The organism is Pseudomonas sp. Ps21-P2 (assembly GCF_039672565.1).
Taxonomy (GTDB): domain Bacteria; phylum Pseudomonadota; class Gammaproteobacteria; order Pseudomonadales; family Pseudomonadaceae; genus Aquipseudomonas.
In genome coordinates, this window is sequence record NZ_JBDFPL010000005.1 from 352,384 (window position 1) to 376,235 (window position 23,852).

Annotated in this window: 23 protein-coding genes; 17 read left to right on the top strand and 6 right to left on the bottom strand. The window is 62.3% G+C overall.

The annotated features are described in order from the left end of the window. Nucleotides 1-276 precede the first annotated feature (276 nt). Nucleotides 277-1,041: a 2-keto-4-pentenoate hydratase gene (locus ABEH28_RS15265; RefSeq protein WP_346630415.1), complete on the top strand. Its 765-nt coding sequence runs from the start codon at nt 277-279 to the stop codon at nt 1,039-1,041. A 229-nt stretch (nt 1,042-1,270) separates the two neighbouring features. Here ABEH28_RS15265 and ABEH28_RS15270 read toward each other — a convergent pair whose 3' ends face one another. Then, nucleotides 1,271-2,179 (bottom strand): LysR family transcriptional regulator, encoded by a 909-nt coding sequence (locus ABEH28_RS15270; protein ID WP_346630416.1) that lies wholly within the window; start codon nt 2,177-2,179, stop codon nt 1,271-1,273. Nucleotides 2,180-2,287: 108 nt separating this feature from the next. Between ABEH28_RS15270 and gcl the strand changes: the two genes are divergently transcribed. The 3 genes from gcl (at nt 2,288) to ABEH28_RS15285 (ending at nt 5,973) form a co-directional block, all read left to right on the top strand. Then, nucleotides 2,288-4,063: a glyoxylate carboligase gene (gcl, locus tag ABEH28_RS15275; protein ID WP_346630417.1), complete on the top strand. Its 1,776-nt coding sequence runs from the start codon at nt 2,288-2,290 to the stop codon at nt 4,061-4,063. Nucleotides 4,064-4,128: 65 nt separating this feature from the next. Then, nucleotides 4,129-4,911, top strand: coding sequence for a hydroxypyruvate isomerase (hyi, locus tag ABEH28_RS15280; protein WP_346630418.1), 783 nt, complete (start codon nt 4,129-4,131; stop codon nt 4,909-4,911). Nucleotides 4,912-5,070: 159 nt separating this feature from the next. Further along, nucleotides 5,071-5,973, top strand: coding sequence for a 2-hydroxy-3-oxopropionate reductase (locus ABEH28_RS15285; protein ID WP_346630419.1), 903 nt, complete (start codon nt 5,071-5,073; stop codon nt 5,971-5,973). Between the two features lie 217 nt (nt 5,974-6,190). Here ABEH28_RS15285 and ABEH28_RS15290 read toward each other — a convergent pair whose 3' ends face one another. Continuing rightward, on the bottom strand, nt 6,191-7,513 hold the full coding sequence (locus ABEH28_RS15290) for an OprD family porin (RefSeq protein WP_282372333.1): 1,323 nt from the start codon (nt 7,511-7,513) through the stop codon (nt 6,191-6,193). Between the two features lie 637 nt (nt 7,514-8,150). Here ABEH28_RS15290 and ABEH28_RS15295 point away from each other — a divergent pair. From ABEH28_RS15295 to ada, 4 genes are all read left to right on the top strand, one after another. After that, nucleotides 8,151-9,788 carry a methyl-accepting chemotaxis protein gene (locus tag ABEH28_RS15295; RefSeq protein ID WP_346630420.1) on the top strand — a complete coding sequence of 546 codons (1,638 nt, stop codon included), beginning with the start codon at nt 8,151-8,153 and terminating at the stop codon, nt 9,786-9,788. Nucleotides 9,789-10,010: 222 nt separating this feature from the next. Beyond that, on the top strand, nt 10,011-10,397 hold the full coding sequence (gene copC, locus ABEH28_RS15300) for a copper homeostasis periplasmic binding protein CopC (protein WP_192173942.1): 387 nt from the start codon (nt 10,011-10,013) through the stop codon (nt 10,395-10,397). A 4-nt stretch (nt 10,398-10,401) separates the two neighbouring features. Continuing rightward, entirely contained in the window at nt 10,402-11,265 is an 864-nt protein-coding gene (gene copD / locus ABEH28_RS15305) for a copper homeostasis membrane protein CopD (RefSeq protein ID WP_346630421.1), read from the top strand. A 108-nt stretch (nt 11,266-11,373) separates the two neighbouring features. Further along, the gene (gene ada, locus ABEH28_RS15310) at nt 11,374-12,471 is read left to right on the top strand and encodes a bifunctional DNA-binding transcriptional regulator/O6-methylguanine-DNA methyltransferase Ada (RefSeq protein WP_346630422.1); all 1,098 of its coding nucleotides are present in this window, start codon (nt 11,374-11,376) and stop codon (nt 12,469-12,471) included. A 56-nt stretch (nt 12,472-12,527) separates the two neighbouring features. Here the strand turns inward: ada and ABEH28_RS15315 are convergent, their stop codons facing one another. Both ABEH28_RS15315 and ABEH28_RS15320 read right to left on the bottom strand, forming a co-directional pair. Further along, nucleotides 12,528-12,803, bottom strand: coding sequence for a type II toxin-antitoxin system RelE/ParE family toxin (locus ABEH28_RS15315; protein ID WP_346630423.1), 276 nt, complete (start codon nt 12,801-12,803; stop codon nt 12,528-12,530). Beyond that, nucleotides 12,803-13,075 carry a ribbon-helix-helix domain-containing protein gene (locus tag ABEH28_RS15320; protein WP_192173946.1) on the bottom strand — a complete coding sequence of 91 codons (273 nt, stop codon included), beginning with the start codon at nt 13,073-13,075 and terminating at the stop codon, nt 12,803-12,805. The genes ABEH28_RS15315 and ABEH28_RS15320 overlap by 1 nt, the downstream gene beginning before the upstream one ends. Before the next feature lie 234 nt (nt 13,076-13,309). Between ABEH28_RS15320 and ABEH28_RS15325 the strand changes: the two genes are divergently transcribed. Together ABEH28_RS15325 and ABEH28_RS15330 are read left to right on the top strand one after the other, a co-directional pair. Then, complete coding sequence (locus ABEH28_RS15325; RefSeq protein WP_282372338.1) at nt 13,310-13,759, top strand: antitoxin Xre/MbcA/ParS toxin-binding domain-containing protein; 450 nt, start codon at nt 13,310-13,312, stop codon at nt 13,757-13,759. Further along, the gene (locus tag ABEH28_RS15330; RefSeq protein ID WP_346630424.1) at nt 13,759-14,202 is read left to right on the top strand and encodes an RES family NAD+ phosphorylase; all 444 of its coding nucleotides are present in this window, start codon (nt 13,759-13,761) and stop codon (nt 14,200-14,202) included. Before ABEH28_RS15325 ends, ABEH28_RS15330 begins: the two co-directional genes overlap by 1 nt. Here the strand turns inward: ABEH28_RS15330 and ABEH28_RS15335 are convergent, their stop codons facing one another. After that, nucleotides 14,203-15,186: an MDR family oxidoreductase gene (locus ABEH28_RS15335; protein WP_346630425.1), complete on the bottom strand. Its 984-nt coding sequence runs from the start codon at nt 15,184-15,186 to the stop codon at nt 14,203-14,205. Nucleotides 15,187-15,234: 48 nt separating this feature from the next. Further along, nucleotides 15,235-15,873 (bottom strand): TetR/AcrR family transcriptional regulator, encoded by a 639-nt coding sequence (locus ABEH28_RS15340; RefSeq protein ID WP_346630426.1) that lies wholly within the window; start codon nt 15,871-15,873, stop codon nt 15,235-15,237. A gap of 92 nt (nt 15,874-15,965) precedes the next feature. On the opposite strand from ABEH28_RS15340, the gene ABEH28_RS15345 reads away from it, so the two are divergent. The 7 genes from ABEH28_RS15345 (at nt 15,966) to ABEH28_RS15375 (ending at nt 23,787) form a co-directional block, all read left to right on the top strand. Continuing rightward, entirely contained in the window at nt 15,966-17,042 is a 1,077-nt protein-coding gene (locus ABEH28_RS15345) for a nitronate monooxygenase family protein (protein WP_346630427.1), read from the top strand. Between the two features lie 164 nt (nt 17,043-17,206). Continuing rightward, a complete protein-coding gene (gene modA, locus ABEH28_RS15350; protein WP_346630428.1) occupies nt 17,207-17,974 on the top strand; it encodes a molybdate ABC transporter substrate-binding protein in 768 nt (255 codons plus the stop codon). Beyond that, nucleotides 17,975-18,661 (top strand): molybdate ABC transporter permease subunit, encoded by a 687-nt coding sequence (modB, locus tag ABEH28_RS15355; RefSeq protein ID WP_346630429.1) that lies wholly within the window; start codon nt 17,975-17,977, stop codon nt 18,659-18,661. It begins immediately after the preceding gene. After that, on the top strand, nt 18,658-19,746 hold the full coding sequence (modC, locus tag ABEH28_RS15360) for a molybdenum ABC transporter ATP-binding protein (RefSeq protein ID WP_346630430.1): 1,089 nt from the start codon (nt 18,658-18,660) through the stop codon (nt 19,744-19,746). The genes modB and modC overlap by 4 nt, the downstream gene beginning before the upstream one ends. A gap of 96 nt (nt 19,747-19,842) precedes the next feature. Continuing rightward, complete coding sequence (locus ABEH28_RS15365) at nt 19,843-20,913, top strand: DNA topoisomerase IB (protein WP_282372348.1); 1,071 nt, start codon at nt 19,843-19,845, stop codon at nt 20,911-20,913. Continuing rightward, nucleotides 20,910-21,083, top strand: a complete 174-nt coding sequence (locus tag ABEH28_RS15370) for a hypothetical protein (protein WP_282372349.1) — start codon at nt 20,910-20,912, stop codon at nt 21,081-21,083. Before ABEH28_RS15365 ends, ABEH28_RS15370 begins: the two co-directional genes overlap by 4 nt. A 37-nt stretch (nt 21,084-21,120) precedes the next feature. Next, complete coding sequence (locus ABEH28_RS15375) at nt 21,121-23,787, top strand: excinuclease ABC subunit UvrA (protein ID WP_346630431.1); 2,667 nt, start codon at nt 21,121-21,123, stop codon at nt 23,785-23,787. Nucleotides 23,788-23,852: the final 65 nt, after the last annotated feature.

Below are 23,852 nucleotides of genomic sequence, written 5' to 3' on the forward strand. Positions count from 1 at the left end.
AAGTCCTGCACCCACCCAAAATCCCGAGCCGAACACCACCCCGTGGGAGTCGAGCTTGCTCGCGAAGGCTTACTTTCAGTCCCCAGAAAAGTGGCTGAATGCATCGACTTCTTCGTGAGCAAGGTGGAGCGCCACCCCGGTCACTCGCACCGGACACCCCAGTCTCTCCCTACCTACTGAAATAGGGTTAGAGTGGTCGCGCTGGCTCCGTCATCCTTCGACACAGCAACAAAAGGAACGGGGCGCTTTCCATCAATCACCTGAAGGAAGACACGCGTGAATCCATCGTCTCACCCAGCGAACATTGCCGAATTGATCGTCGCCGCCATGGGCGGCGGTCAGAAAATCACTGAAATCCGTCCTGAATACGTGCCCGACGATGCGGCCAGTGCCTACGCGCTGCAGCGCGAGATTCTGCGTCTGCGCGACACCACCGTGGGCGGCTGGAAGGTCGGCGCCAAGTCGCCGACCGGGCCAATCAATGGCGCGCTGTTGCCGGACGACGGTATTTTCGCCAGCGGCAGTCAGGTTGAGTGCGTCGACTATCCGTCGCCGATTCTGGAGCTGGAGATCGCGTTTCGTCTTGGCCGCGAATTCACCCCTCGCGACGAGGCGTACTCGGATGAAGACGTGCTGAGCAGCATCGCGACGATGGGCGCGACCATTGAAGTGGTGTCTAGCCGGTTCGCGGCCTGGCCGAAGATCGAGCCATTGCTGGCCTTGGGCGACCTGCTCAACCATGGGGCGTTGGTCATCGGTGAGTTTGTCGACTACGACGCCAGCTTTCCGTTTGTCGAGCCTGCGCTGAGCTTCACTTATGGCGATGAAGACATTGTGCCGGGCGATGGTGCGAATCCGGCCGGTGACCCTCGGCGGTTGCTGCCGTGGCTGGTCAATCACCACACGCAGAACGGGCTGAGCGTGACGCCGGAGATGGTGATCACGACCGGTTCCTATACCGGGATGTACAAGACCCGCGGGCCGGGTCTGGCGGTTGGCGAGATTCGCGGGCTGCCGGTGGTCTCGGTGGAGTTGATTTAGGTTCCTCGGTCGCCCTTGGTGGGACCGGCTTCAGCCGGGAAGACGTCGGTGCATCCAACCTATCTTCAGCGCCAGTTACGGCCCCTTACCGGCTAAAGCCGGTCCTACCAAAAGCAGCGTGCGCTTTCTGGCCTGTTCCCGGCTGAAGTTGGTCCTGCCGACCGCGCACGACCTGTGGGACCGGCTTTAGCCGGGAAGCATTTGATTTGGGTGCTTCGGGGATCGTGGCTCATCCCTGGCGCCAATACCCCGGCCGGTTGTAGACCTCTTTCAGAAACGCGATAAAAAACCGCACTTTCGCCGGCAGGTAATGCTGCTGCGGGTACACGCCCTGGATGTCGTAACTGGACAAGGCAAATTCGTCCAGCACGGTGACCAGCGCGCCGCTTTCAACCTCGTTCTGAATCTCCCACGTCGAACGCCAGCTCAGGCCAAGCCCGCGCTTGGCCCAGTCATACAACAGCTCGCCATCGTTGCAGTACAGGTTGCCCGCAACCTTGATCGCCACCGGCTTGCCCTCGCGCTGAAACGTCCAGCCGCGATGCTGCCCGCCCTGCAGGTTGAACGACAGGCAATTGTGCTGCGCCAGATCCTCAAGCACCTGGGGAAACCCATGCTCGGCGAAATACGCCGGAGAGCCACAGACCACGCGTTTATTGGCGTACAGCTTGATGGCGACGTAGTTCGGGTCCAGCACCTCGCCGATGCGAATGCTCATGTCATAACCCTCACGCACCAGATCCACCACGTTGTCAGTGAGGTTGAATGACAGCTGCAAATCCGGAAACCGCGCCTGGAATTCCGGCGCATGGGGCGCCACGTGCTGACGGCCAAACCCGGCGGGCGCCGAGACCACCAGATGGCCCCGCACGCTGCTTTCGTTCTCGCTGATGCTGGCGTCCAGCTCCTCGAACGACTGCAGCACCAGCTTGGCGTTCTCCAGGTACGACTCGCCGGCATCGGTCAGGGTCAAGCCCCGCGTCGAGCGATGAATCAGCTTTACGCCCAGGCGATCCTCCAGCGCGCTCAGTCGCCGGCCCATGATCACCGGCGTCACCCCCTCCACCAGCGCCGCGGCGGCAAAACTGCCACGGGTAGCCACCAGAACGTAGCTGCGCAATTCCGTATATCGATCCATTCGATACTCCAGATACCGATAGAACGGATAAAAACAGCCATTCACAAAACATCGGATTCAAATCAGGCTGTTTACGTACAAAAACTATCGAGTTCAGGAGACTAGCAAATGACCGTCATGAGAGCCATCGAAGCCGCCGTTCTGGTGATGCGTCGCGAAGGCGTCGACACCGCCTTCGGTATTCCGGGCGCCGCGATCAACCCGCTGTACGCCGCCTTCAAGAAACTCGGCGGCATTGACCACGTGCTGGCGCGCCACGTCGAAGGCGCTTCGCACATGGCCGAGGGTTACACCCGCGCCATCGCCGGCAATATCGGCGTGTGCATCGGCACCTCGGGCCCGGCCGGCACCGACATGATCACCGGTCTGTATTCAGCCTCCGCCGACTCGATTCCGATTCTGTGCATCACCGGCCAGGCGCCGCGCGCACGGATGCACAAGGAAGACTTCCAGGCCGTGGACATCGCCAGCATCGCCGCGCCGGTGGCCAAGTGGGCGACCACGGTCATGGAGCCGGGCCAGGTGCCCTATGTGTTCCAGAAAGCCTTTCAGCTGATGCGCAGCGGCCGACCCGGTCCGGTGTTGATCGACCTGCCCTTCGACGTGCAGATGGCCGAGATCGAATTTGACATCGACGCCTACGAACCGCTGCCGGTGGTCAAGCCCCAGGCCAGCCGCAAGCAGATCGAAAAAGCCCTGGCGATGCTCAACGCCTCCGAACGTCCGCTGATCGTGGCCGGCGGCGGCATCATCAACGCCGATGCCTCGGACGCGCTGGTGGAGTTCGCCGAGCTGACCGGCATTCCGGTGATCCCGACGCTGATGGGCTGGGGCACGATCCCCGACGATCATCCGCAGATGGCCGGCATGGTCGGGCTGCAGACGTCTCACCGCTACGGCAACGCGACGATGCTGGAGTCTGATCTGGTCCTCGGCATCGGTAACCGCTGGGCCAACCGCCACACCGGCACCGTGTCGGTGTACAGCGAAGGGCGCACGTTCATCCACGTCGACATCGAACCGACGCAGATCGGCCGTGTGCTGACGCCGGAGCTGGGCATCGTTTCCGACGCCGGCGCAGCCCTGGCGATGTTTATCGAAGTGGCGCGCGAGTGGCACACCGCCGGCAAGCTGAAGAACCGGAGCGAATGGCTCGCCAGTTGCCAGAAACGCAAGCGCACGCTGCAGCGCAAGACCCATTACGAGAACATCCCGGTCAAGCCGCAGCGGGTGTACGAGGAGATGAATCAGTATTTCGGCAAGGACACCAGCTACATCAGCACCATCGGCCTGTCGCAGATTGCCGGCGCGCAATTCCTCCACGTCTACAAGCCGCGTCACTGGATCAACTGCGGACAGGCCGGGCCGCTGGGCTGGACCATTCCGGCGGCGCTGGGCGTGGTCAAGGCCGACCCGAGCCGCCAGGTGGTCGCGCTGTCAGGGGATTACGATTTCCAGTTCATGATCGAAGAGCTCGCCGTCGGTGCGCAGTTCAAGCTGCCGTACATCCACGTGGTGGTGAACAACTCGTACCTGGGCCTCATCCGTCAGGCCCAGCGCAATTTCGACATCGATTACTGCGTGCAGCTGGCGTTCGACAACATCAACGCGCCTGAGCTGGAAGGCTATGGCGTCGATCACGTCGCGGTTGCCGAGGGCCTCGGCTGCAAGGCGATCCGCGTGCTCGACCCGGCGCACCTGCAGGCCGCCTTCGCCGAAGCCACCAGCCTGATGCAGCAGTACCGCGTGCCGGTGGTGGTGGAGATCATTCTCGAACGCGTCACCAACATTGCGATGGGCACCGAGATCAACGCCATCAATGAATTCGAGTCCCTGGCCGAGAGCGGCGCCGACGCCCCCACCGCCATCAGCCTGCTGGACTGATCGCGCCTGGTTGCTCCAAACAAAAGCTCCCAACACGAACCCGGAACACGAACAAGGAGTACGTCATGCCCCGTTTATGCGCCAACCTGTCGATGCTGTTCACCGAGCTGGCATTTCTGCAACGTTTCGAAGCCGCCGCCGACGCCGGGTTCAGTGGCGTCGAGTACCTGTTTCCCTATGACTTCAGCTCCGCCCAGATCAAGGCCGAGCTGGACCGCAACCGGCTCACTCAAGTGCTGTTCAACTTGCCAGCCGGGGACTGGGCCAAGGGCGAGCGCGGCATCGCCTGTCACCCCAATCGGGTCGAGGAGTTCTATGCCGGCGTTGACTTGGCCATTGCGTACGCCAAGGTCCTGGGCAACACCCAGATCAATTGCCTGGCGGGGATCAAACCCCAGGGATTCGACGACGGGCTGATCGAGAAGACCTTCGTCGACAACCTCAAATACGCCGCCGACCGACTGCAAGCCCAGGGCATTGATCTGGTGATGGAAATGATCAACAACCTGGACATTCCGGGGTTCTACCTGAACACCACCGCCCAGGCGCTGGCGATTCGCGAGAAGGTCGGCAGCCGCAATCTGTCGCTGCAATACGACATCTACCACATGCAAATCATGGAAGGCGACCTGGCCCGCACCCTCGAAAATCACCTGCCGGCGATCCGTCACGTGCAACTGGCGGACAACCCGGGGCGCCACGAACCGGGCACCGGCGAGATCAACTACGGCTTTTTGTTCAAGCACCTGGACCGGCTGGGTTATCGCGGCTGGATCGGCTGTGAATACAAGCCGCTGACCACCACCGAAGCCGGGCTTGGGTGGCTGAAAACCCATAATTTGATCTGATACCGATTCTTGTAGGAGTGAGCTTGCTCGCGATGCTGTGGGCTGTTGACGATGCGCTGACTGATAAATCGCAATCGCGAGCAAGCTCACTCCTACAGGAAGAAATATTGAGGCATGTACGCAACCAGTCTGCCTCCTCCAAACAAGGGAAAAAATCTCATGGCTAACATCGGATTCATCGGCACCGGCATCATGGGCCTGCCCATGGCAGAAAACCTGCAGAAAGCAGGTCATCAATTGATTCTCTCCCGGCACTTCATTGCCCCGCCCGCGTCCCTGGTGGAGGGCGGCGCGACGGTGCTGGCCAACCCGCGGGAAGTGGCGCAGGAAGCGGAATTCATCATCGTCATGCTGCCGGACACCCCGCAGGTCAACGACGTGCTGTTCGGCGAAAACGGTCTGAGCGAGGGCGTTGATAGCCGCAACGTGGTCATCGACATGAGCTCGATTTCCCCCTCGGCGACGAAAGCCTTCGCCGAGAAAATCAACGCCACCGGCGCGCAGTACCTCGACGCGCCGGTATCGGGCGGCGAAGTCGGCGCCAAGGCGGCCACGCTGAGCATCATGGTCGGCGGCGAGCAGGCCACATTCGAGCGCGCCCTGCCCCTGTTCCAGACCATGGGCAAGAACATCACCCTGGTCGGTGGCAACGGAGACGGCCAGACCGCCAAGGTCGCCAACCAGATCATCGTCGCGCTGAACATCCAGGCCGTGGCCGAAGCCTTGCTGTTTGCCTCGAAAAACGGCGCTGACCCGGCCAAGGTGCGGGAAGCGTTGATGGGCGGTTTTGCCTCGTCGAAGATTCTTGAAGTGCATGGCGAACGGATGATCAAAGGGACGTTCAACCCAGGCTTCAGGATCGCGCTGCATCAAAAGGATCTGAACCTGGCCCTTGAAGGTGCGCGGGAGTTGGGCCTGAACCTGCCCAATACGGCCATCGCCCAGCAAGTGTTCAGCACCTGCGCGGCATTGGGCGGGAGTGGCTGGGATCACTCGGGGCTGATCAAGGGGCTGGAACACATGGCGAATTTTTCGATTCGTGGGGATCACAGGCCTGATTGACTGGCATTGAGAGGTGTGTTGTCCATACCGGCCCCTTCCCGGCTGAAGCCGGGCCCACTAAAAGCAGCGGCATGCACTGTGTGGGACCGGCTTTAGCCGGGAAGAGGCCCGCCCTGCTGATACATATCCCGGCCAGTCACAAGCAAAAAAGCCAGGCCTCCTTTCGGACAGCCTGGCTTTCTTGGGCAGCGGGGATTCAAATCACCCCGCCTCCCGATCAGAAAATATTGATCGGATAATCGGCAATCAAACGAAATTCCTTCACGTCGCCGTCAGGCTGGTCGCCGTTGGCGGTGTGCCAGGCCTGCCGCATGCGCAGGGACAAATCCTTCGCCGGACCGGACTGCACTACATACTTCGCTTCGAGGTTGGTTTCGTGGTGGTCGCCGTCATCGCCATAACCGGTGTAAGTGCTGTTCGATGGAATATGGGACCCATCGATGTCGTCACCGTGAATATAACGGACCATGAAACTCAGCCCCGGCGCGCCATAACTCGCCATGTTCAGGTCATACCGCGCCTGCCAGGACTTTTCCCCTGGACCATTGAAGTCGGAATACTGAACCGAGTTCGCGAGCAGTATCGAGTCGCCAGTGTCGCCCGCGCCGTTATTACCGAAGGCCACATAATCGAACGGCGTGTCGCCATGCACTTTCTGATAGGCCAGGGTCACGGTATGAGCGGTCAGGAATGAATAGGCCGCCGCCAGCGACCAGGTCGTGTTGCTGATATCGCCCGCCTTGGCGGCACCACTGTCGTTGGTGCGATAGATATTGAAATCGAAGTTCAACGACTGCTGATCAGAGATCGGCAAGGTGTAGTTGGCATTGCCGTAGTACTGATGCCAGACATCCTTGAGGTCCGAGCCGTAAAGGCTGACCGACAGATTATCGGTGAGCGCATATTTGCCGCCGGCGTAGTCAATGCTGCTGGCTTCGACGTTGGCATACGCCGCCCAGATGCCGTGATCATTGTTGGTGGTGATCGGGCCGTTGCTGCCGGTGAAGTGGCCGCCGTCGAGTTCCAGGTTGGCGATGTCGCTGCTCAGCAGGTTAAAGCCAGTGGCGGTTTGCGGGAACAGGCGTGAGCCGCCCGCGGCAAACACTGGCGCCTGGGGCTGCAGATTGCCGTAGCGCAATTCAGTCTTCGAGATGCGCATCTTCAGCGCCCCGCCGGCTGTGCCGTATTCATCCTGGGGATTGCCATGGCTGTCCACTGGCAGGTTGCCAGTGCCGGTGGTCCCGCCACCGCCATCCAGTTTCAGGCCCCAGTAACCGTAGGCATCAACGCCAAAACCCACGGTGCCCTGGGTGAAGCCGGAGCTGAAATTACCCAGCACGCCCTGGGTCCAGTCCTTGCTGTCGTCCTTGCCGTTTTTGTTGTCCCGGTTGAAATAATAGTTCTTCAGGTGAACGGTCAGACTGCTGTCGTCGACGAAGCCCTTGGCCTCCGATTGATCACTGACAACTGCTGCCGTTGCCAGTTGACTGACGCCCAGCGATACCGCCAGCGTCATCAGATTCCATTTCACGAAAGTCATTGTTATCCCCTGTCTCGATTAAGGCCCAGCGCTTGCGCCCCCGAATGCGTGGCACTCTTTCAAGTTGACACGACGATTCAGCGCTGAAGCGGGCGTTGCGGCAGATGGAAGCGAAACACACATGCCAGTGACTGGACGGCTGTTCCAGCCAATGGAGCACATTGATTATTGTTGATGCACGTTCTGGCCAGGTTATACCACGCACTTGAAGGCCGAAAATCTTGTAGCACTATCCGACCGGCGGGATTCCCAACGAGTCTTGATAGTCACTATCAATCTTCGTAATAGTCGAAAACTTTAAGCCAGTGTTACCGTCGTCGGCGATGAAGAACACGACTCAATTGCCGGATGACTCCGCAGCATCAGGCAGTCGAATCATGCTCCGCTTCATCATTCCTTTGGTAAGACTTTTAGCCACCTCACGTCAGTGCGGTGGCTTTTTTTATGCCCGCGTTCTACCGGACGTTCGCGACAGGTCCCCGAACACCCAACGGCGGAAAAATTCCTTGTAAAAGGACCAACGGACTCTATTGCTTTAATAGCGAAAATATTTCGGCACTGCTCTGAAAACTCCGATATAAAGCGCACCAAGTAATAGCGTTCTAATATCACGAACGCCATCATTTCAGGTGCCCTTATGTTCAAAGATCTTTCAATTGCCAAGCGCCTGGGACTGGGCTTCGGGCTTGTCCTCGCGCTGATGATTCTCGTCACCCTGGTGGGCGTTAACAGGGTTCATCTGATGGAATCCGCCCTGACCGACGTCAGTGAGGACGCCACCGTCAAACAGCGCTACGCGATCAACTTCCGCGGCAGCGTGCATGACCGCGCCATTGCCCTGCGCGATGCCGTGCTGGTGCGCAACGACGCAGGCCTTGCCACGCACTTGCGTGACATTGAGCGCCTGGACGGCCTTTATCAGGCCTCGGCCGCGCCCATGGACCGCATCTACCAGACCAAGGGTGCGTCGCCCCGTGAGCAGGAGCTGCTAGCCAACATCAAGACCGCCGAACGCACGGCACTGAGCGCCACCGAGAAACTGCTGAAGCTGCGTCAGCAAGGCGAGATCGACCAGGCCCAGACAATGCTGATGGAGCAAGTGTCCGGCGCCTACAAAGACTGGCTCGCCCGTATCAACGCACTGATTGACCTCGAAGAAGCGTCCATTGGCGGGCACATCACTTCGGTACGAGCCACGGCCTCGCAATTCGCTTCGCTGATGCTGCTGGCTACCGGCATCGCCGTGGTGTTGGGCATCATCGCCTCGCTGCTGATCATCCGCAGCCTCAAGTCGACCCTCGGCGCCGAACCCCACCAGGTCGCGGCTTCAATCCGTCGTCTGGCGGCCGGCGAGCTGACCGACAAGATTGAAACGTCCTACCCCGACAGCGTCATGGGTGCGCTCAAGGCGACCAACCTGCACCTGTCGGCCACCATCACCGAAGTACGCTCTGCCGCATCAGCGTTGACCCACTCCTCCGCCCAATTGCTGTCCAGTTCCGACAGCAACAGCGAGCAGATGCGCCTGCAAGCCAGTGAAACCCAGCAGATGGCGACGGCGATCAATCAGATGGCCACCACCGTAAAAGAAGTCGCGGGCTACGCCGACCAGGCCGCCAATGCCACCCAGACGGCTGACCATGAAGTCGAAAACGGCAAGCGCGTGGTCGAAGGCACTGCCCAGGCAATGGACCAACTGGCGCGCAAGCTGGAAAGCGCCGCTGACTCGGTGGGCCAGGTGTCCAGCGACAGCCGCGCCATCGAAAACGTGGTGGCGGTGATCAACTCCATCGCCGAACGCACCAACCTGCTGGCGCTCAACGCTGCCATCGAGGCCGCCCGCGCCGGTGAAGCGGGCCGCGGTTTCGCCGTAGTGGCCGACGAGGTTCGTTCTCTGGCCAATCGCACTCAGGAATCAACCCAGGAAATCCGCGACATGGTCGGCCAGTTGCAAACGGGTGCGGTGAAGACCGCCGACCTGATGCGCGAAAGCCGCGAAATGGCCCAGCGCACCGTCGAGCAGACCCACGAAGCGCAGACCGCGCTGGTGAAGATCCGCCACGAAGTCGGTGCGCTCAACGACATGAACGCGCAGATCGCCAGCGCCGCCGCGCAGCAACGGGCGGTGGCCGATGACGTCAGCGTCAACATCAACCGCATCCACGATTCCGCACTGGAAACTGCGGTCGGCTCCAATCAGGTCGCACGCTCCAGCCGCGAGCTGTCGACCCTGGCCGACGTGCTCACCGACCGCGTGAGCTTCTTCAAGGTCTGAGCCTGCAAGGCTGCGTCGTTCAGGCGACGCAGCCATTTACGCCATCAGCCCGCCGCCCAAGTTTCCTCGTTAAAGACGTCTTGATTCCGACGCTGCCCCCGGCTTAATCGCTGGAGTCCTTCTGCACTTTCTGGTCTAGTAGCGATCCGATCATCGCGAGTCGACTGCCGTCGATTCCATCATCCATTCGCTGCAACTGCCGCCCTAGCAAAGGTCCCGCCGATGTCTGCCCACCGTTTCAAGCACGCCCTCTCCTGCCTGTCCCTGCTGGCCTGTCTGACCTCCACTGCCGCCTTCGCCCACGCCCATCTTGAAAGCCAGCAGCCGGCTGCCGACAGTGAAGTGAGCGCACCCAAAGAGCTGCGCCTGATCTTCTCCGAAGGCGTCGAAGACACCTTCACCAAAGTCGTGATCAGCCTGGACGCGCCCGATACGCCGACTGAAATCATCCAGACGCGCAACGTCGAAACCGACCCCAACGACAAAAAAGTCCTGATCGTGACCCCGGCCGTGCCGATGGTCCCGGGCAAATACAAGGTGGAATGGCACGCCGTGTCGGTGGACACCCACAAGAGCGAAGGCACCTATCGCTTTCAGGTGACGCCATAACCCCATGCACGAAGGACTGATCCTGTGCCGGTTCATCCACTTCGGCGCAGTGCTGTTGCTGTTCGGGATCGGTGCGTTCCGCAGCCTGTTGTTTGTCCCGCACCTGCGCCCTTTTGAGGCCAGCCCCGCGGGACCTCCGCTGAGTCGACTGCTCGGCTGGCTTGCCGTTGTGGCCTTGGCGAGCGCAGTGGCCTGGCTGATGCTGACGGCTGCTTACCTGAGCAGTGACTGGAGCAGCGCAATCGATCCGTCCACGGTCGGGCGGGTACTCGGCAATACCTGGTTCGGGCACGTGTGGATCGTCCATTTGTTGTTAAACGCGCTGGTTGTCATCCTCAATCGCCGGGCGAAGCCGAGTGTCATGCTGGTCCTCAACGCCCTGTTGCTGATGACGTTGGCGCCGGTCGGTCACGGCGCGATGTTTGAGGGGCTGAAAGGACAGTTGTTGATCCTCAATCAGATGCTGCACCTGCTCGGCGTCGGCACCTGGCTCGGCGGGTTATGGATGCTGGTCTGGCTGCTGAGGGCTGATCATGGCGTCGATCTCGCGGCGGTATTGCGGCGTTTCAGCGGCATCGGCTACGGGCTGGTGGCGGTGATCATCGCCACGGGCCTGATCAACGTTCGTGCGCTCAGCGGCGGGTTCTGGCCTGCACCTGCGCTTGCCGGGTTTGGCCTGGTGCTGGCGGTCAAAGTCGTGATGGTGTTGGGCATGCTGGCGCTGGCGGCGCTGAACCGGCAACTGGCCCGGGCGGCTGATCTGCCGGTTCAGCGCCTGAAGTTGAGCCTGTTTCTGGAATGCCTGTGTGGCGCCGGTGCGCTGGCGGCGGTGTCGTTGCTTGGCACCTTGCCGCCGATGCTGGGCTGATGTGAATGCGAGGTCCTGCGTACAGAGAGTTTGAACGCAAGACTCGGAGTGTCGTCCTCCATCGCAGCGATTAACGTACAGGCCAGTAAACCGTCAGAGAGCCCGCCAATGAGCCGCCAGCCGCGTAATCCGTCACCCGAAAGCGTCGAGTTCGATCCGCGCTGGAGCGCCGTGCTGTCCAGGGACGCCAGCGCCGACGGGCTGTTTGTCTACGGCGTGCGCACCACCGGCGTCTATTGCCGCCCGAGCAGCAGCGCGCGCTTGCCTCGCCCGGAAAACGTGGTGTTCTTTGACAGTGCCACCGAGGCCGAAGCCGCCGGGTTTCGCCCGAGCAAACGCGCCGCCGCCGACCGCACCGGTCTGGCTGAGCAGCGTGCTGCCGTGGTCGCTGGCGCCTGTCGACTGATCGCCGAAGCGGAGTTGCTGCCGACCCTCGCCGAGCTGGCCGTCCACGCCGGCATGAGCCCCTGGCATTTCCACCGCGTGTTCAAAGCCGTCACCGGCCTGACACCCAAGGGCTACGCCAATGCCCACCGCGCCGACAAGGTGCGCAGCAAACTGACGGACAGCGGGCGCATCACCGACGCCCTGTACGACGCCGGTTTCAATTCCAACAGCCGCTTTTACGAAGCCAGTGCCGGATTGCTGGGCATGAGCCCCACCGACTACCGCAAGGGCGGCGCCGCGCTGGAGATTCGGTTTGCCGTCGGCGAGTGCTTTCTCGGTGCGATTCTGGTGGCCCGGAGTCCGCGCGGCGTGTGCGCCATTCTGCTGGGCGATGACCCCAATCGATTGGTGCAAGACCTCCAGGATCAGTTTCACAGCGCCACGCTGATCGGCGGCGATGCCGACTTCGAGCGGCTCATGGCTGAGGTGGTCGGGTTTATCGAGGCGCCGAAGCTGGGCCTGAACCTGCCACTGGATTTGCAGGGCACGGCGTTTCAGCAGCGGGTGTGGCAGGCCCTGGCGCAGATACCGCCGGGCACGACCGCCAGTTACGCACAAATCGCCCGGCAAATCGGTGCGCCGACCGCCAGTCGTGCGGTCGCCCTCGCCTGCGGGGCAAACCGGATTGCCGTGGCAATTCCCTGTCACCGGGTGGTGCGCAGCGACGGCGGATTGTCGGGTTATCGTTGGGGGGTGGAGCGCAAGCGCGCGTTGCTCACTCGTGAAGGTCAAGGAACGGAACCACAGCATTCACGCTGAGCTATTTTGATTGGTTTCAGCCCAGCTCAAACTTCAGTTCCGCTGCTTCCACGATCCTATCGATCCTCGCGGGTGTGCCACAGACGCAGCAGATAGATTGTGGAACTGGCTATCTCGTAGCGCATCTCGTAATGGCCGATCTGGATTCTGCGCACATCCCTCGGTTCAAATTCTTCAAGGCGTTCGCCGATGCGTGGATTAACGAGCAGCGTAGTCGGTGCTGCCGTGAGTTGCTGCACGGTTCGTGCGGCGGCAGGCTGATTGGCCGCTGCCAGAAACTCATAGAGCCGGGCAATGTTGGAAAGCGCCTTGCTCGTCCACTTCAGTTCCATCAGTGTGGAACCGGCAACGGCGTGTCGGTGCTAAGGCTATCAGCCCAGGCCTGAACGGTCTGGTGGTCAATTACGTGACCAGCATCAACATCAGCCAATGCCTCGCGAGTCAGGCGACTGCGCTCTTCTTCCTGATCTATCCAGGCGGACAGGGCCTGTTTGACGATCCAGTTTTTGGAGCGTTCCAGCCGCTCCGCCATCAAATCGACTTTTTGTGCCAACGCCTCAGGAACGTGAGCCGTCACCGATCGGGTCTTTGCGGAAGTTGCCATGATAGGACGGTCCTGATTAGAGAGTGATTTAAAGTTAATCATAGTGAGTCATTAAAAATCGTCAAGAACAGGGTCAGCTGTCGGATTGCGCTGTACGCCATCCGTTAGGCGTTTCCGGCTAAAGCCGGCTCCACTAGGGAAGCAAAGCATGCAAACGCCGGTAACAGCTTCTCGCTTGAGAAACCCTGACAGCGGCGTAAGGTCCCTGCACCGGATCTCACAAGGAGCATGGACGTGCCTTCGACTCTTCAAGCAGCGATAACCGACACCGCCCCCTCATTCTGGTTGATCGCCGACCAGCTCAACGCACGCAACGAAACCGAACGGCTGGACTACATCCGCTCGGGCTTCCCGCCCGGCTGGGTCAAGGTGCTGCGCAATGCCTTCCGCCTCAGCAACAGCCAGCTCGAAGCCTTATTGGCCACCTCGGTCTCCACGCTGGAGCGCCGCCAGCGTCAGCAACGACCGCTGGACATCGTCGGCTCCGAACGCCTCGACCGGGTCGCCGCCCTCGCCACCCACGCCGCCGAACTCTTCGAAGACCAGAACACCGCCCGCCGCTGGATGATTGCGTCCAACCGCGCGCTCAATGGGCAGACGCCTATCGCCCTGTGCGAAACCGAAATCGGCGCACGCCAGGCACGTCGGGTGCTCAGCGCCTTGCAGCACGGCGGGGTCGTCTGATGCAGGCCTGGAGGATCAGCAAGGCAAATGCCGCGAACGATCTGTCCGGCACGGGCGCCGCGCAGTTCGGCGGGCGCTGGAATCATGCCGACCAGCCTGCCCTCTACCTGGCGCTGAGTGCGTCAGGCTGCGCGCTGGACACCCTCGTTCAGTGCGCGAGCCTGCCGCAGCCGGGTTTCCAGCTGGTTCACCTGCAGTTGCCGGATGACCCGGCACTGTATTGGCAGCCTGCCCTCTCGCAACTGCCGCCCGGCTGGGACGTCACGCCGGCAGACCGGCCCAGCATGGATTTCGGCAGCGCCTGGCTGGAGCGGCGTGAGCAACTGGGTTTGATCGTGCCCTCCGCAATCATCACCCACACGCGCAACCTGCTGCTCAACCCCCGTCACCCCGCCATGGCGCAGGTCAGGGTGCTCGACGTGCGCCCTTTCACCTGCGGCTGATCAGCGCTGGGTGTCGACCACGATTCTGCCGCGCACCTGCCCGTCCATGAGCTGGTGTGCGGTTTCAATCACCTCACTCAAGCCGATCTCCCGGCTGATCGATGGCAGCAGCGAGACATCGAGATCCCGGGCCAGACGCGCCCAGGCGTCGATGCGGTCCTGGCGCGGGCGCATCACACTGTCGATACCGGCCAGCGTTACACCTCGCAGAATGAACGGCGCCACCGATGCCGGAAAGTCCATGCCCTGGGCCAGTCCGCAGGTCGCCACCGTGCCCCAGTACCGTGTGCTGGCGCAGATATTGGCGAGCGTGTGACTGCCCACCGAATCAATTGCCCCGGCCCAGCGCTCTTTGGCCAATGGGCGGCCGGGCTCGGCAAGGGTCGCGCGGTCGATAATTTCAGCGGCGCCGAGGGACGTCAGGTATTCGCTCTCGCTCACGCGGCCGGTGGAGGCCACGACGCGATAACCGAGCTTGGCCAGCAACGCGATGGCGAAACTGCCGACACCGCCGTTGGCCCCGGTCACCAGCACCTCGCCCTTGTCCGGCGTCACGCCGTTTCTCTCCAGTGCCATGATTGCCAGCATCGCGGTGTATCCCGCCGTGCCGATGGCCATAGCCTGCGCCGGTGTAAAGGCGCTGGGTAGCGGGATCAGCCATCTGCCTTGCAGCCGCGCCTTTTGTGCCAAGCCACCCCAATGCCCTTCCCCCACGCCCCAGCCGTTCAGCAACACCTGATCGCCGGGTTTGAAGTCCGGGTCGCGGCTGTCCTCGACGGTGCCGGCCAGATCCACGCCGGGCACCATCGGGAACTGCCGAACGATCGGCCCTTTGCCGGTGATCGCCAGGCCGTCCTTGTAATTCAGCGTGCTGTGGCTGACGCGCACCGTGACGTCGCCCTCGGGCAACTGACTGTCATCGATGTCTGCCAGCTCGGCGCGGTAGCCGTTGTCGTCTTTGTTGATCAGGATGCCTTTGAACATTGCCCCTCTCCTATTTAGACCGCTCGTCTATAACCAGACCTGAAAACATCAGCGCGGCAAGCCGCGCAGAAATCCAATGATGAAGGTGTTAAGTGGTTGCTCGTTCTGCACCAGCCGAGCCCGCAGCACGGCGCCCTCCCAGCCGATCCAGAAATACGCCGCCAGTTCTGAACAATCCGTGCGCGCTGGCAGTTCCCCTGCGGCAATCGCCGCCTTGAAGCAGACCGTCAGGCGCGCCTGCCAATCGAGGAAAACCTTTTCCAGGGCCTCGCGGAAACCCGTTGGCAGGACGCTCACTTCCTGGCCCATGTTGCCGACCAGACAGCCGCGTCGGAACTCATAGCGGGCGATGTTGACCTTTGATTCCTGAACGAACGCGGCCAGTCGTTCCAGCGGCGACAGGGTTTCATCCAGCAGCCAGCGATCAAGGCGCCGGGCAAAGTAGCCGGCGTAGCTGTCGAGCACCGCGAGGCCAAACACCTCTTTGCTGGCAAAGTAGTGATAGAAAGAGCCTTTGGGCACGCCGACGCGTTTGAGGATGCCGTCGATGCCTGTGGCCATGAAGCCCTGCTCGGTCAGCACCTCTACGCCGCAACGGATCAGCGCCTCGCGGGTGTCGAAGTCATCGGGGCGCGCCACTTTGGGCGGGCGGCCGGGGCGTCTGGGTTTTGCAATGATGTCGTTCATGGGGTTGCATATTAGACCGAGCGTCTATTAAATCAACCGCATTTTTTCAAATGCTGCTTTTTAACAGCCTTTTCGCTATGGAGACTCTGCCGATGATCGCCTGGCCCGACACCCGCCTGCTCAAACTGCTGGACATCGAACTGCCCATCCTCCAAGCGCCCATGGCCGGCGCGTCCGGCTCGGCAATGGCCATCGCCGTCGGCAAAGCGGGCGGCCTGCCCTCGCTGCCTTGCGCCATGCTCACCCGCGCGCAGATTCGCGAAGAAGTGGCGCGAATACGCGCGAGCACTCACGCGCCGCTTAACCTGAATTTCTTCTGCCACTCGACTCCGCCCGCCGATCCGCAGGCGGATGCCGACTGGAAAAACCTGCTCAAGCCCTATTACGACGAACTGGGTGCAGACTTCGACGCGCCGACGCCCACGTCCAACCGCGCACCGTTTGACGAAGCGGCCTGCGCCTTGATCGAAGAACTGAAGCCTCAAGTGGTCAGCTTCCATTTCGGTCTCCCCGAGGCTGCGCTGCTGGCGCGGGTGAAGGCGACTGGCGCGAAGGTGTTGTCTTCTGCAACCACGGTTGAAGAAGCGATTTGGCTCGAAGCGCGGGGTTGCGATGCGATCATCGCCATGGGCTACGAGGCCGGAGGGCATCGCGGCATGTTCCTCAGCGATCAGCTTCACACCCAGGTCGGGACCATGGCGCTGGTGCCGCAGATTGTCGATGCCGTGAGGATTCCGGTCATCGCGGCCGGTGGCATTGCCGACAGTCGCGGGATTGCCGCTGCGTTCATGCTCGGCGCGTCAGCGGTTCAGATCGGCACCGCGTATCTGTTTACCCCGGAAGCCAAGACTTCCGCGCTGCATCAGTCGGCACTGAGCCGAGCGCAGGATAGCCAGACCGCTATCACCAACATTTTCACCGGCCGCCCGGCCCGGGGCATCGTCAACCGCATCATGGCTGACATCGGACCGATGGCCGATGCCGCGCCGGCCTTCCCCACAGCGGGCGGCGCGTTGATGCCGCTTCGCAGCAAGGCCGAAGCCCGGGGCGACGACGGTTTCATGAACCTCTGGGCGGGTCAGGCAGTGGGCATCAAGCACTCGCTGTCGGCGGAAGAACTCACCCGGACGCTGGCCATCGGCGCCCTGGAACGGCTGGCCGGGCGCTGAGCCGGTGATTAACCCGCCGATTTAAAAACGCAGCGCGGCAAGATCCGGCTTCCGCGCGGGGAAGAGTCGCTATATATTTCGCTGCATAGCGTTTGACCGGCGTCCGGTTGGCGTTCTTCCTCACCCCGTTTGCCACAGCCCGTTCGCCACCCCGGAGCCGTTCCATGCGCGCAGTTTCACACCGCTTCACCCTCACCTCACTGGCCATCGCCTTTGTCGCGCTGTCCTCGGGCACAGCGTTTGCCGATGAAGTCCAGGTGGCCGTCGCGGCCAATTTCACCGCGCCGATCCAGGCCATCGCCACGGATTTTGAAAAGGATACGGGCCACACACTCGTGGCCTCGTTCGGCGCCACCGGCCAGTTCTACACCCAGATCAAAAATGGCGCGCCGTTCGAGGTGTTCCTCGCCGCCGATGACACCACTCCGGCAAAACTTGAGAGCGAAAACGAGACGGTGAAAGGCTCGCGCTTCACCTACGCCGTTGGCACCCTCGCGCTGTGGTCGGCCAAAGACGGCTACGTCGACGACAAAGGCCAAGTGCTCAAGGACGGCAAATTCCAGCACTTGTCCATTGCCAACCCGAAAGCTGCACCCTACGGCCTCGCCGCCACTCAGACCCTGGACAAACTGGGCCTGACTGACGCGACCAAAAGCAAGATCGTCGAAGGCCAGAGCATCGCCCAGGCCTATCAGTTCGTGCAGACCGGCAACGCGGAACTGGGTTTCGTCGCCCTCTCCCAGGTGTTCAAGGACGGTAAGCTGACCGGGGGCTCGGCGTGGATCGTTCCGGCCAACCTCCATGAACCCATCAAGCAGGACGCCGTGATCCTCAACAAGGGCAAGGACAACGCCGCCGCCAAGGCGCTGATGGACTACCTCAAGGGCCCGAAGGCCGCCGCAATCATCAAGTCCTACGGGTACCAGCTGTAAATGCTGCTGGGCAGTGCCGACCTCGCGGCCATCTGGCTGACGCTGAAACTGGCGTCCCTCACCACCGTGATTCTGCTGATCGTCGGCACGCCCATCGCGCTGTGGCTGTCGCGCACCCGCTCCTGGCTGAAAGGCCCGATCGGCGCGGTGGTCGCCCTGCCCCTGGTGCTGCCGCCCACGGTGATCGGCTTTTATCTGTTGCTGTTGCTCGGGCCGAACGGCGCGGTCGGGCAACTGACCCAGAGCCTGGGGCTCGGCACGCTGACGTTCAGTTTCACCGGGTTGGTGATCGGCTCGGTGCTGTATTCCCTGCCGTTCGTGGTTCAGCCCTTGCAGAACGCTTTCGCCGCCATCGGCTCGCGCCCCCTTGAAGTGGCGGCCACGTTGCGCGCAGGCCCTTGGGACACGTTCTTCTCGGTGATCCTGCCGCTGGCGCGCCCTGGCTTTATCACCGGGGCGATTCTGGGTTTCGCTCACACCGTGGGTGAGTTTGGCGTGGTGCTGATGATCGGTGGCAACATCCCGGAGAAAACCCGGGTCGTGTCCACGCAAATCTATAACCACGTCGAATCCATGGAATACGCCCAGGCCCATTGGCTGGCCGGGGCGATGCTGGTGTTTTCCTTTGTGGTGCTGCTGGCGCTGTACTCCAGCGGCAAGGCGCGTTCGGCGTGGAGCGGCACATGAGCGCGAACATTGAAGTGCGCTTCAAGGTCGACTACGCCGAGTTCGCTCTGGACGTCGACCTCAATCTGCCCGGTCGCGGCGTCACGGCGCTCTACGGCCATTCCGGTTCTGGCAAAACCACTTGCCTGCGTTGCATCGCCGGGCTGGAAAAGGCAGCCGACGGTTATATCCGTGTCAACGGCGAGGTCTGGCAGGACAGCGCCAACCATTTCTTTCTCCCCCCACACAAACGCCCCTTGGGCTACGTGTTCCAGGAAGCCAGCCTGTTTCCGCACCTCGACGTCGAGGGCAATCTGCGTTTCGGCCTCAAGCGCATCCCCGAGCGCGACAGGCGTATCACGCTGCAACAAGCGACGTCATTGCTGGGCATCGATCATCTGCTCAGCCGCGCGCCCGACAAACTGTCCGGCGGCGAGCGCCAGCGGGTCGGCATCGCCCGGGCGTTACTGACCAGCCCGCGCCTGCTGCTGATGGACGAACCCCTGGCGGCGCTGGATGCGCAACGCAAGAGCGAAATCCTGCCGTACCTCGGACGTCTGCATGACGAGCTGGATATTCCGGTGATCTACGTGAGTCACGCCCAGGATGAAGTGGCTCGACTGGCTGATCATCTGGTGCTGCTCAGCGACGGCAAAGCACTGGCCAGCGGCCCCATCGGCGAGACCCTGGCGCGGCTGGATCTGCCGCTGGCGATGGGCGACGACGCGGGCGTGGTCATCGAAGGCAGCGTGCTGGCCTATGACGCTGCGTATCAGCTCATCACCGTCCAACTGCCGCGTAGCCAGTTGAGCATCCGCGTCGCCCACTCGGCATTGCTGCCCGGCAAGCCGCTGCGTCTCAAAGTGCAGGCGCGGGACGTGAGCCTGAGTCTGCAACCCGACGCTCAAAGCAGCATCCTCAATCGCCTGCCGGTCACGGTCATCGAAGAGATCGCCGCTGACAACACCGCCCATGTGCTGGTCCGCCTGAATGCCGACGGCTCGCCGCTGCTGGCGCGGATCACCCGCTATTCCAGGGATCAGCTGCAATTGGCACCCGGTCAACGGCTGTGGGCGCAGATCAAGTCAGTGGCGCTGCTGGCCTAGGCCCGATCCATCGCACTCATCAGAACGCAATTATTCGGCACGACTGCGCAGCGCCACGGTCAATGCAAAAAGACCCCGCGTTCAGGACTGCCTTTCATGCCGGACACAATTCACAGCGAAGACCTGCCCAAAGATCTGCACTACGTCGACGACAGCCAGCCCGGATTCAGCCGCAAGATCCTGCGCGGCAAGTTCGCCTATTTCGACATCGACGGCCAGCGCATTCGCGACGAGGACGAGATCAAGCGCATCAACGCGCTAGTGATCCCCCCGGCTTACAGCGACGTGTGGATCTGCGCCGACCGCCAGGGCCATCTGCAAGCCACTGGCCGCGACGCCCGCGGGCGCAAGCAGTATCGCTATCACCCGCGCTGGCGCGAGATCCGCGACGAGAACAAATACTCGCGGATGATCGCCTTCGGCCAGGCGCTGCCCAAGGTGCGCAAGCAGCTGGAAACGCAACTGGCGAAACCCGGCATGGGCCGCGAGAAGGTCATGGCGGCGGTGCTGTCGCTGCTGGATCAGACGCTGATCCGTATCGGCAACAGCCAGTACGCCCGGGACAACCGCTCCTACGGGCTGACCACGCTGCGCAACAAACATGTCGACGTGAAGGGCAGCAAGATCTACTTCGAGTTTCGCGGCAAGAGCGGCGTCGAGCACCGGCTCAGCGTCACCGACCGACGCCTGGCGAACATCATCAAACGCTGCATGGAATTGCCCGGCCAGAACCTCTTCCAGTACCTGGACGACGACGGCCAGCGGCATACCGTGTCCTCCCACGATATCAACCAGTACTTGCACACACTGACCGGCGCCGATTTCACCGCCAAGGATTACCGCACCTGGGCCGGCAGCGCGATGGCGCTGGCGACCCTGCGCAAGCTGCACTGGGAACCGGAAGCGGACGCGAAGAAACACGTCGTGTCCATGGTCAAGGAAGTCGCCCGATTGCTGGGCAACACCCCGGCCGTCTGCCGCAAGTGCTACATCCACCCGGCCGTGCTGGAAGCCTTCGCCATGGGCGAACTGGCCAAGCTGCCGCGTATCCGCCAGCGCAAAGGGCTGCGTCTGGAGGAAGTGGCGCTGGCCGGTTTCCTCCAGGGCCTGCAGGCCGCCGAGGTCATTCGTGAAGCATCCGAAGAACTGACAGGAGAAACAGCATGACCAATCACGACGCTCACATCCCGGGTGAAAAACTCAATGACCCGGACGCGCGCCCTGCCGACGTAGCCGATGACCGCGACCGCACCGACGACGTGCGTGAAGACGAGCCGCTGACCGGCGGCGACCACGATGACGCCGGGCACACCCCCAAGGTGCCCCTCGCCGAGTAAACCCGTTCTTGTATTTCAGGATTCAAAGGCCTCACCCATGACCACACCGCCGCACCTGCCAGATGACGCCCGCCCTGCTTCCTTCACCGTAGATGCCAACCGCCCCGGATTCGTCCGGGTTCGCGGTGCCCGTGAGCACAATCTCAAGGACGTGGACGTCGACATCCCCCGCGACGCGCTGGTGGTGTTCACCGGCGTGTCGGGGTCGGGCAAATCCTCGCTGGCGTTCTCCACCCTGTACGCCGAAGCCCAGCGCCGCTATTTCGAATCCGTCGCGCCCTACGCCCGACGCCTGATCGACCAAGTGGGCGTGCCCGACGTCGACTCCATCGAAGGCCTGCCGCCCGCCGTTGCACTGCAGCAGCAACGGGGTACGCCGAGCACGCGCTCTTCGGTCGGCAGCGTGACCACCCTGTCCAGCCTGATCCGCATGCTCTATTCCCGCGCCGGCACCTATCCGCCGGGCCAACCCATGCTCTACGCCGAGGACTTCTCGCCCAACCTGCCCCAGGGCGCCTGCCCCGAGTGCCATGGCCTGGGCCGGGTCTATGAGATTCCCGAAGAACTGATGGTGCCGGACGATTCGCTGACCATCCGCCAGCGCGCTATCGCCGCATGGCCCTTGGCCTGGGGCGGTCAGAACCAGCGCGACATCCTCGTGACGCTGGGTTACGACGTCGATACCCCGTGGCGCGACCTGCCAAAAAAGGACCGCGACTGGATTCTGTTTACCGACGAACAGCCCAACGTACCGGTCTACGCCGGCCTGACGCCTGAAGAGACGCGTCTCGCGATCAAGCGCAAGGTCGAGCCGAGCTACCAGGGCACCTTCACCGGCGCCCGCCGCTACGTGCAGCACACCTTCGCCACCACGCAGAGCGCGCTGATGAAAAAGCGCGTCTCGCGGTTCATGCGCGGCAGCCCGTGCCCGTTGTGCGATGGCAAACGCCTGAAGCGTGAAGCCCTGTCGGTGACCTTTGCCGGCCTCGACATCGGCGAGCTGGCGCAGATGCCGCTGTTGCGGCTGGCCGAGGTCTTGCGCCCCGTGGCAGCCGGCGTCTTCGATGATGAAGATCGCGACAGCGCCGTGCTGGATCGCGAGCAAATGGCCAAAGCGAAAAAGAAGCGGGTCAGTGCAGGCGGCTCGGCCCACGACGCCGCCCCCGATGTACGCGCGACGCCCAACCTGTCTGTCGAGAAGCGCCTCGCCGCTCAGCGCATTGCTCAAGACCTGTTGGCGCGGGTCAGCACCCTCACCGAGCTGGGGCTCGGTTACCTGGCGCTGGATCGCAGCACGCCGTCGCTGTCGTCGGGTGAATTGCAGCGCCTGCGCCTTGCGACGCAATTGGGCTCGCAACTGTTCGGCGTGATCTACGTGCTGGACGAGCCGTCGGCGGGTCTGCACCCGGCGGACAGCGAAGCCCTGTTTACAGCGCTCCAGCAGCTCAAGGCGTCCGGCAATTCGCTGTTCGTCGTCGAGCATGACCTGGAAACCATGCGCCGCGCCGACTGGCTGATCGACGTCGGCCCCGCCGCCGGGGAGCATGGCGGGCACGTGCTGTACAGCGGCCCTCCCGCAGGCCTGGCCGAGATCGAGGCGTCGCAAACTCGGCGGCATCTGTTCGCCGAACACACGGAGTTGCGCGCCGCAAGAAGGCAGCCCACTGACTGGCTGCGCCTGGAAGGCATCACCCGCAACAACCTCAACGAACTGAGCGCAAAGTTTCCGCTGGGCTGCTTCACATCCGTGACCGGCATCTCCGGCTCGGGCAAATCCAGCCTGGTCAGCCAAGCGCTGCTGGAACTGGTGGGCGCGGAGTTGGGACGCCCGGTCGCGGAAGTCGAAGCGGAAGAATCCAGCCTCGAAGACGACGCGCCGCAACCCACCGGCGGGCACATCGCTGGCGGATTAAGCGCGATCAAGCGTCTGGTGCAGGTCGACCAGAAACCCATCGGCCGCACCCCTCGCTCCAACCTGGCGACCTACACCGGGCTGTTCGACAACGTGCGCAAACTGTTCGCCGCGACGCCCGATGGGCAGAAGGCCGGCTACGACGCCGGACAGTTCTCGTTCAACGTCGCCAAAGGCCGCTGCCCGGTGTGCGAGGGCGAAGGATTCGTCAGCGTTGAATTGCTGTTCATGCCCAGCGTCTACGCGCCCTGCCCGACTTGCCATGGTGCGCGCTACAACCCGGACACCCTGGCTATCAAGTGGAATGGTTTGAGCATCGCCGACGTGTTGCAGCTGACGGTTGAACAAGCGGTGGACGTATTCGCCGAACAAACCGGCGTGCTGCGCTCGCTTACCGTATTGCGTGATATCGGCCTGGGCTATCTGCGTCTCGGTCAGCCTGCGACTGAACTGTCCGGCGGTGAGGCTCAGCGCATCAAACTGGCAACGGAGCTACAGCGCAGTCAGCGTGGCGCCACGTTGTATGTCCTCGATGAGCCGACCACGGGGCTGCACCCAACTGATGTGGATCGACTGCTGACGCAGTTAAATACGTTGGTGGATGCAGGGCATAGCGTGGTGGTGGTTGAGCATGAAATGCGCGTGGTTGCCCAAAGTGACTGGGTGATCGACATTGGCCCGGGGGCTGGGGACAAGGGTGGGAATGTTGTGGCTGCTGGCACGCCTGAGTTGGTTGCGGATGTGGGGGAGAGCCGGACGGCGCCGTTTTTGCGGAAGGTGTTGCGGGGCTGAGTGAGTTCTGTAGAGGTGTTGAAACGAAACAGGCACTTGGGGTTGCCCTCAAGTGCCTGTTTGCT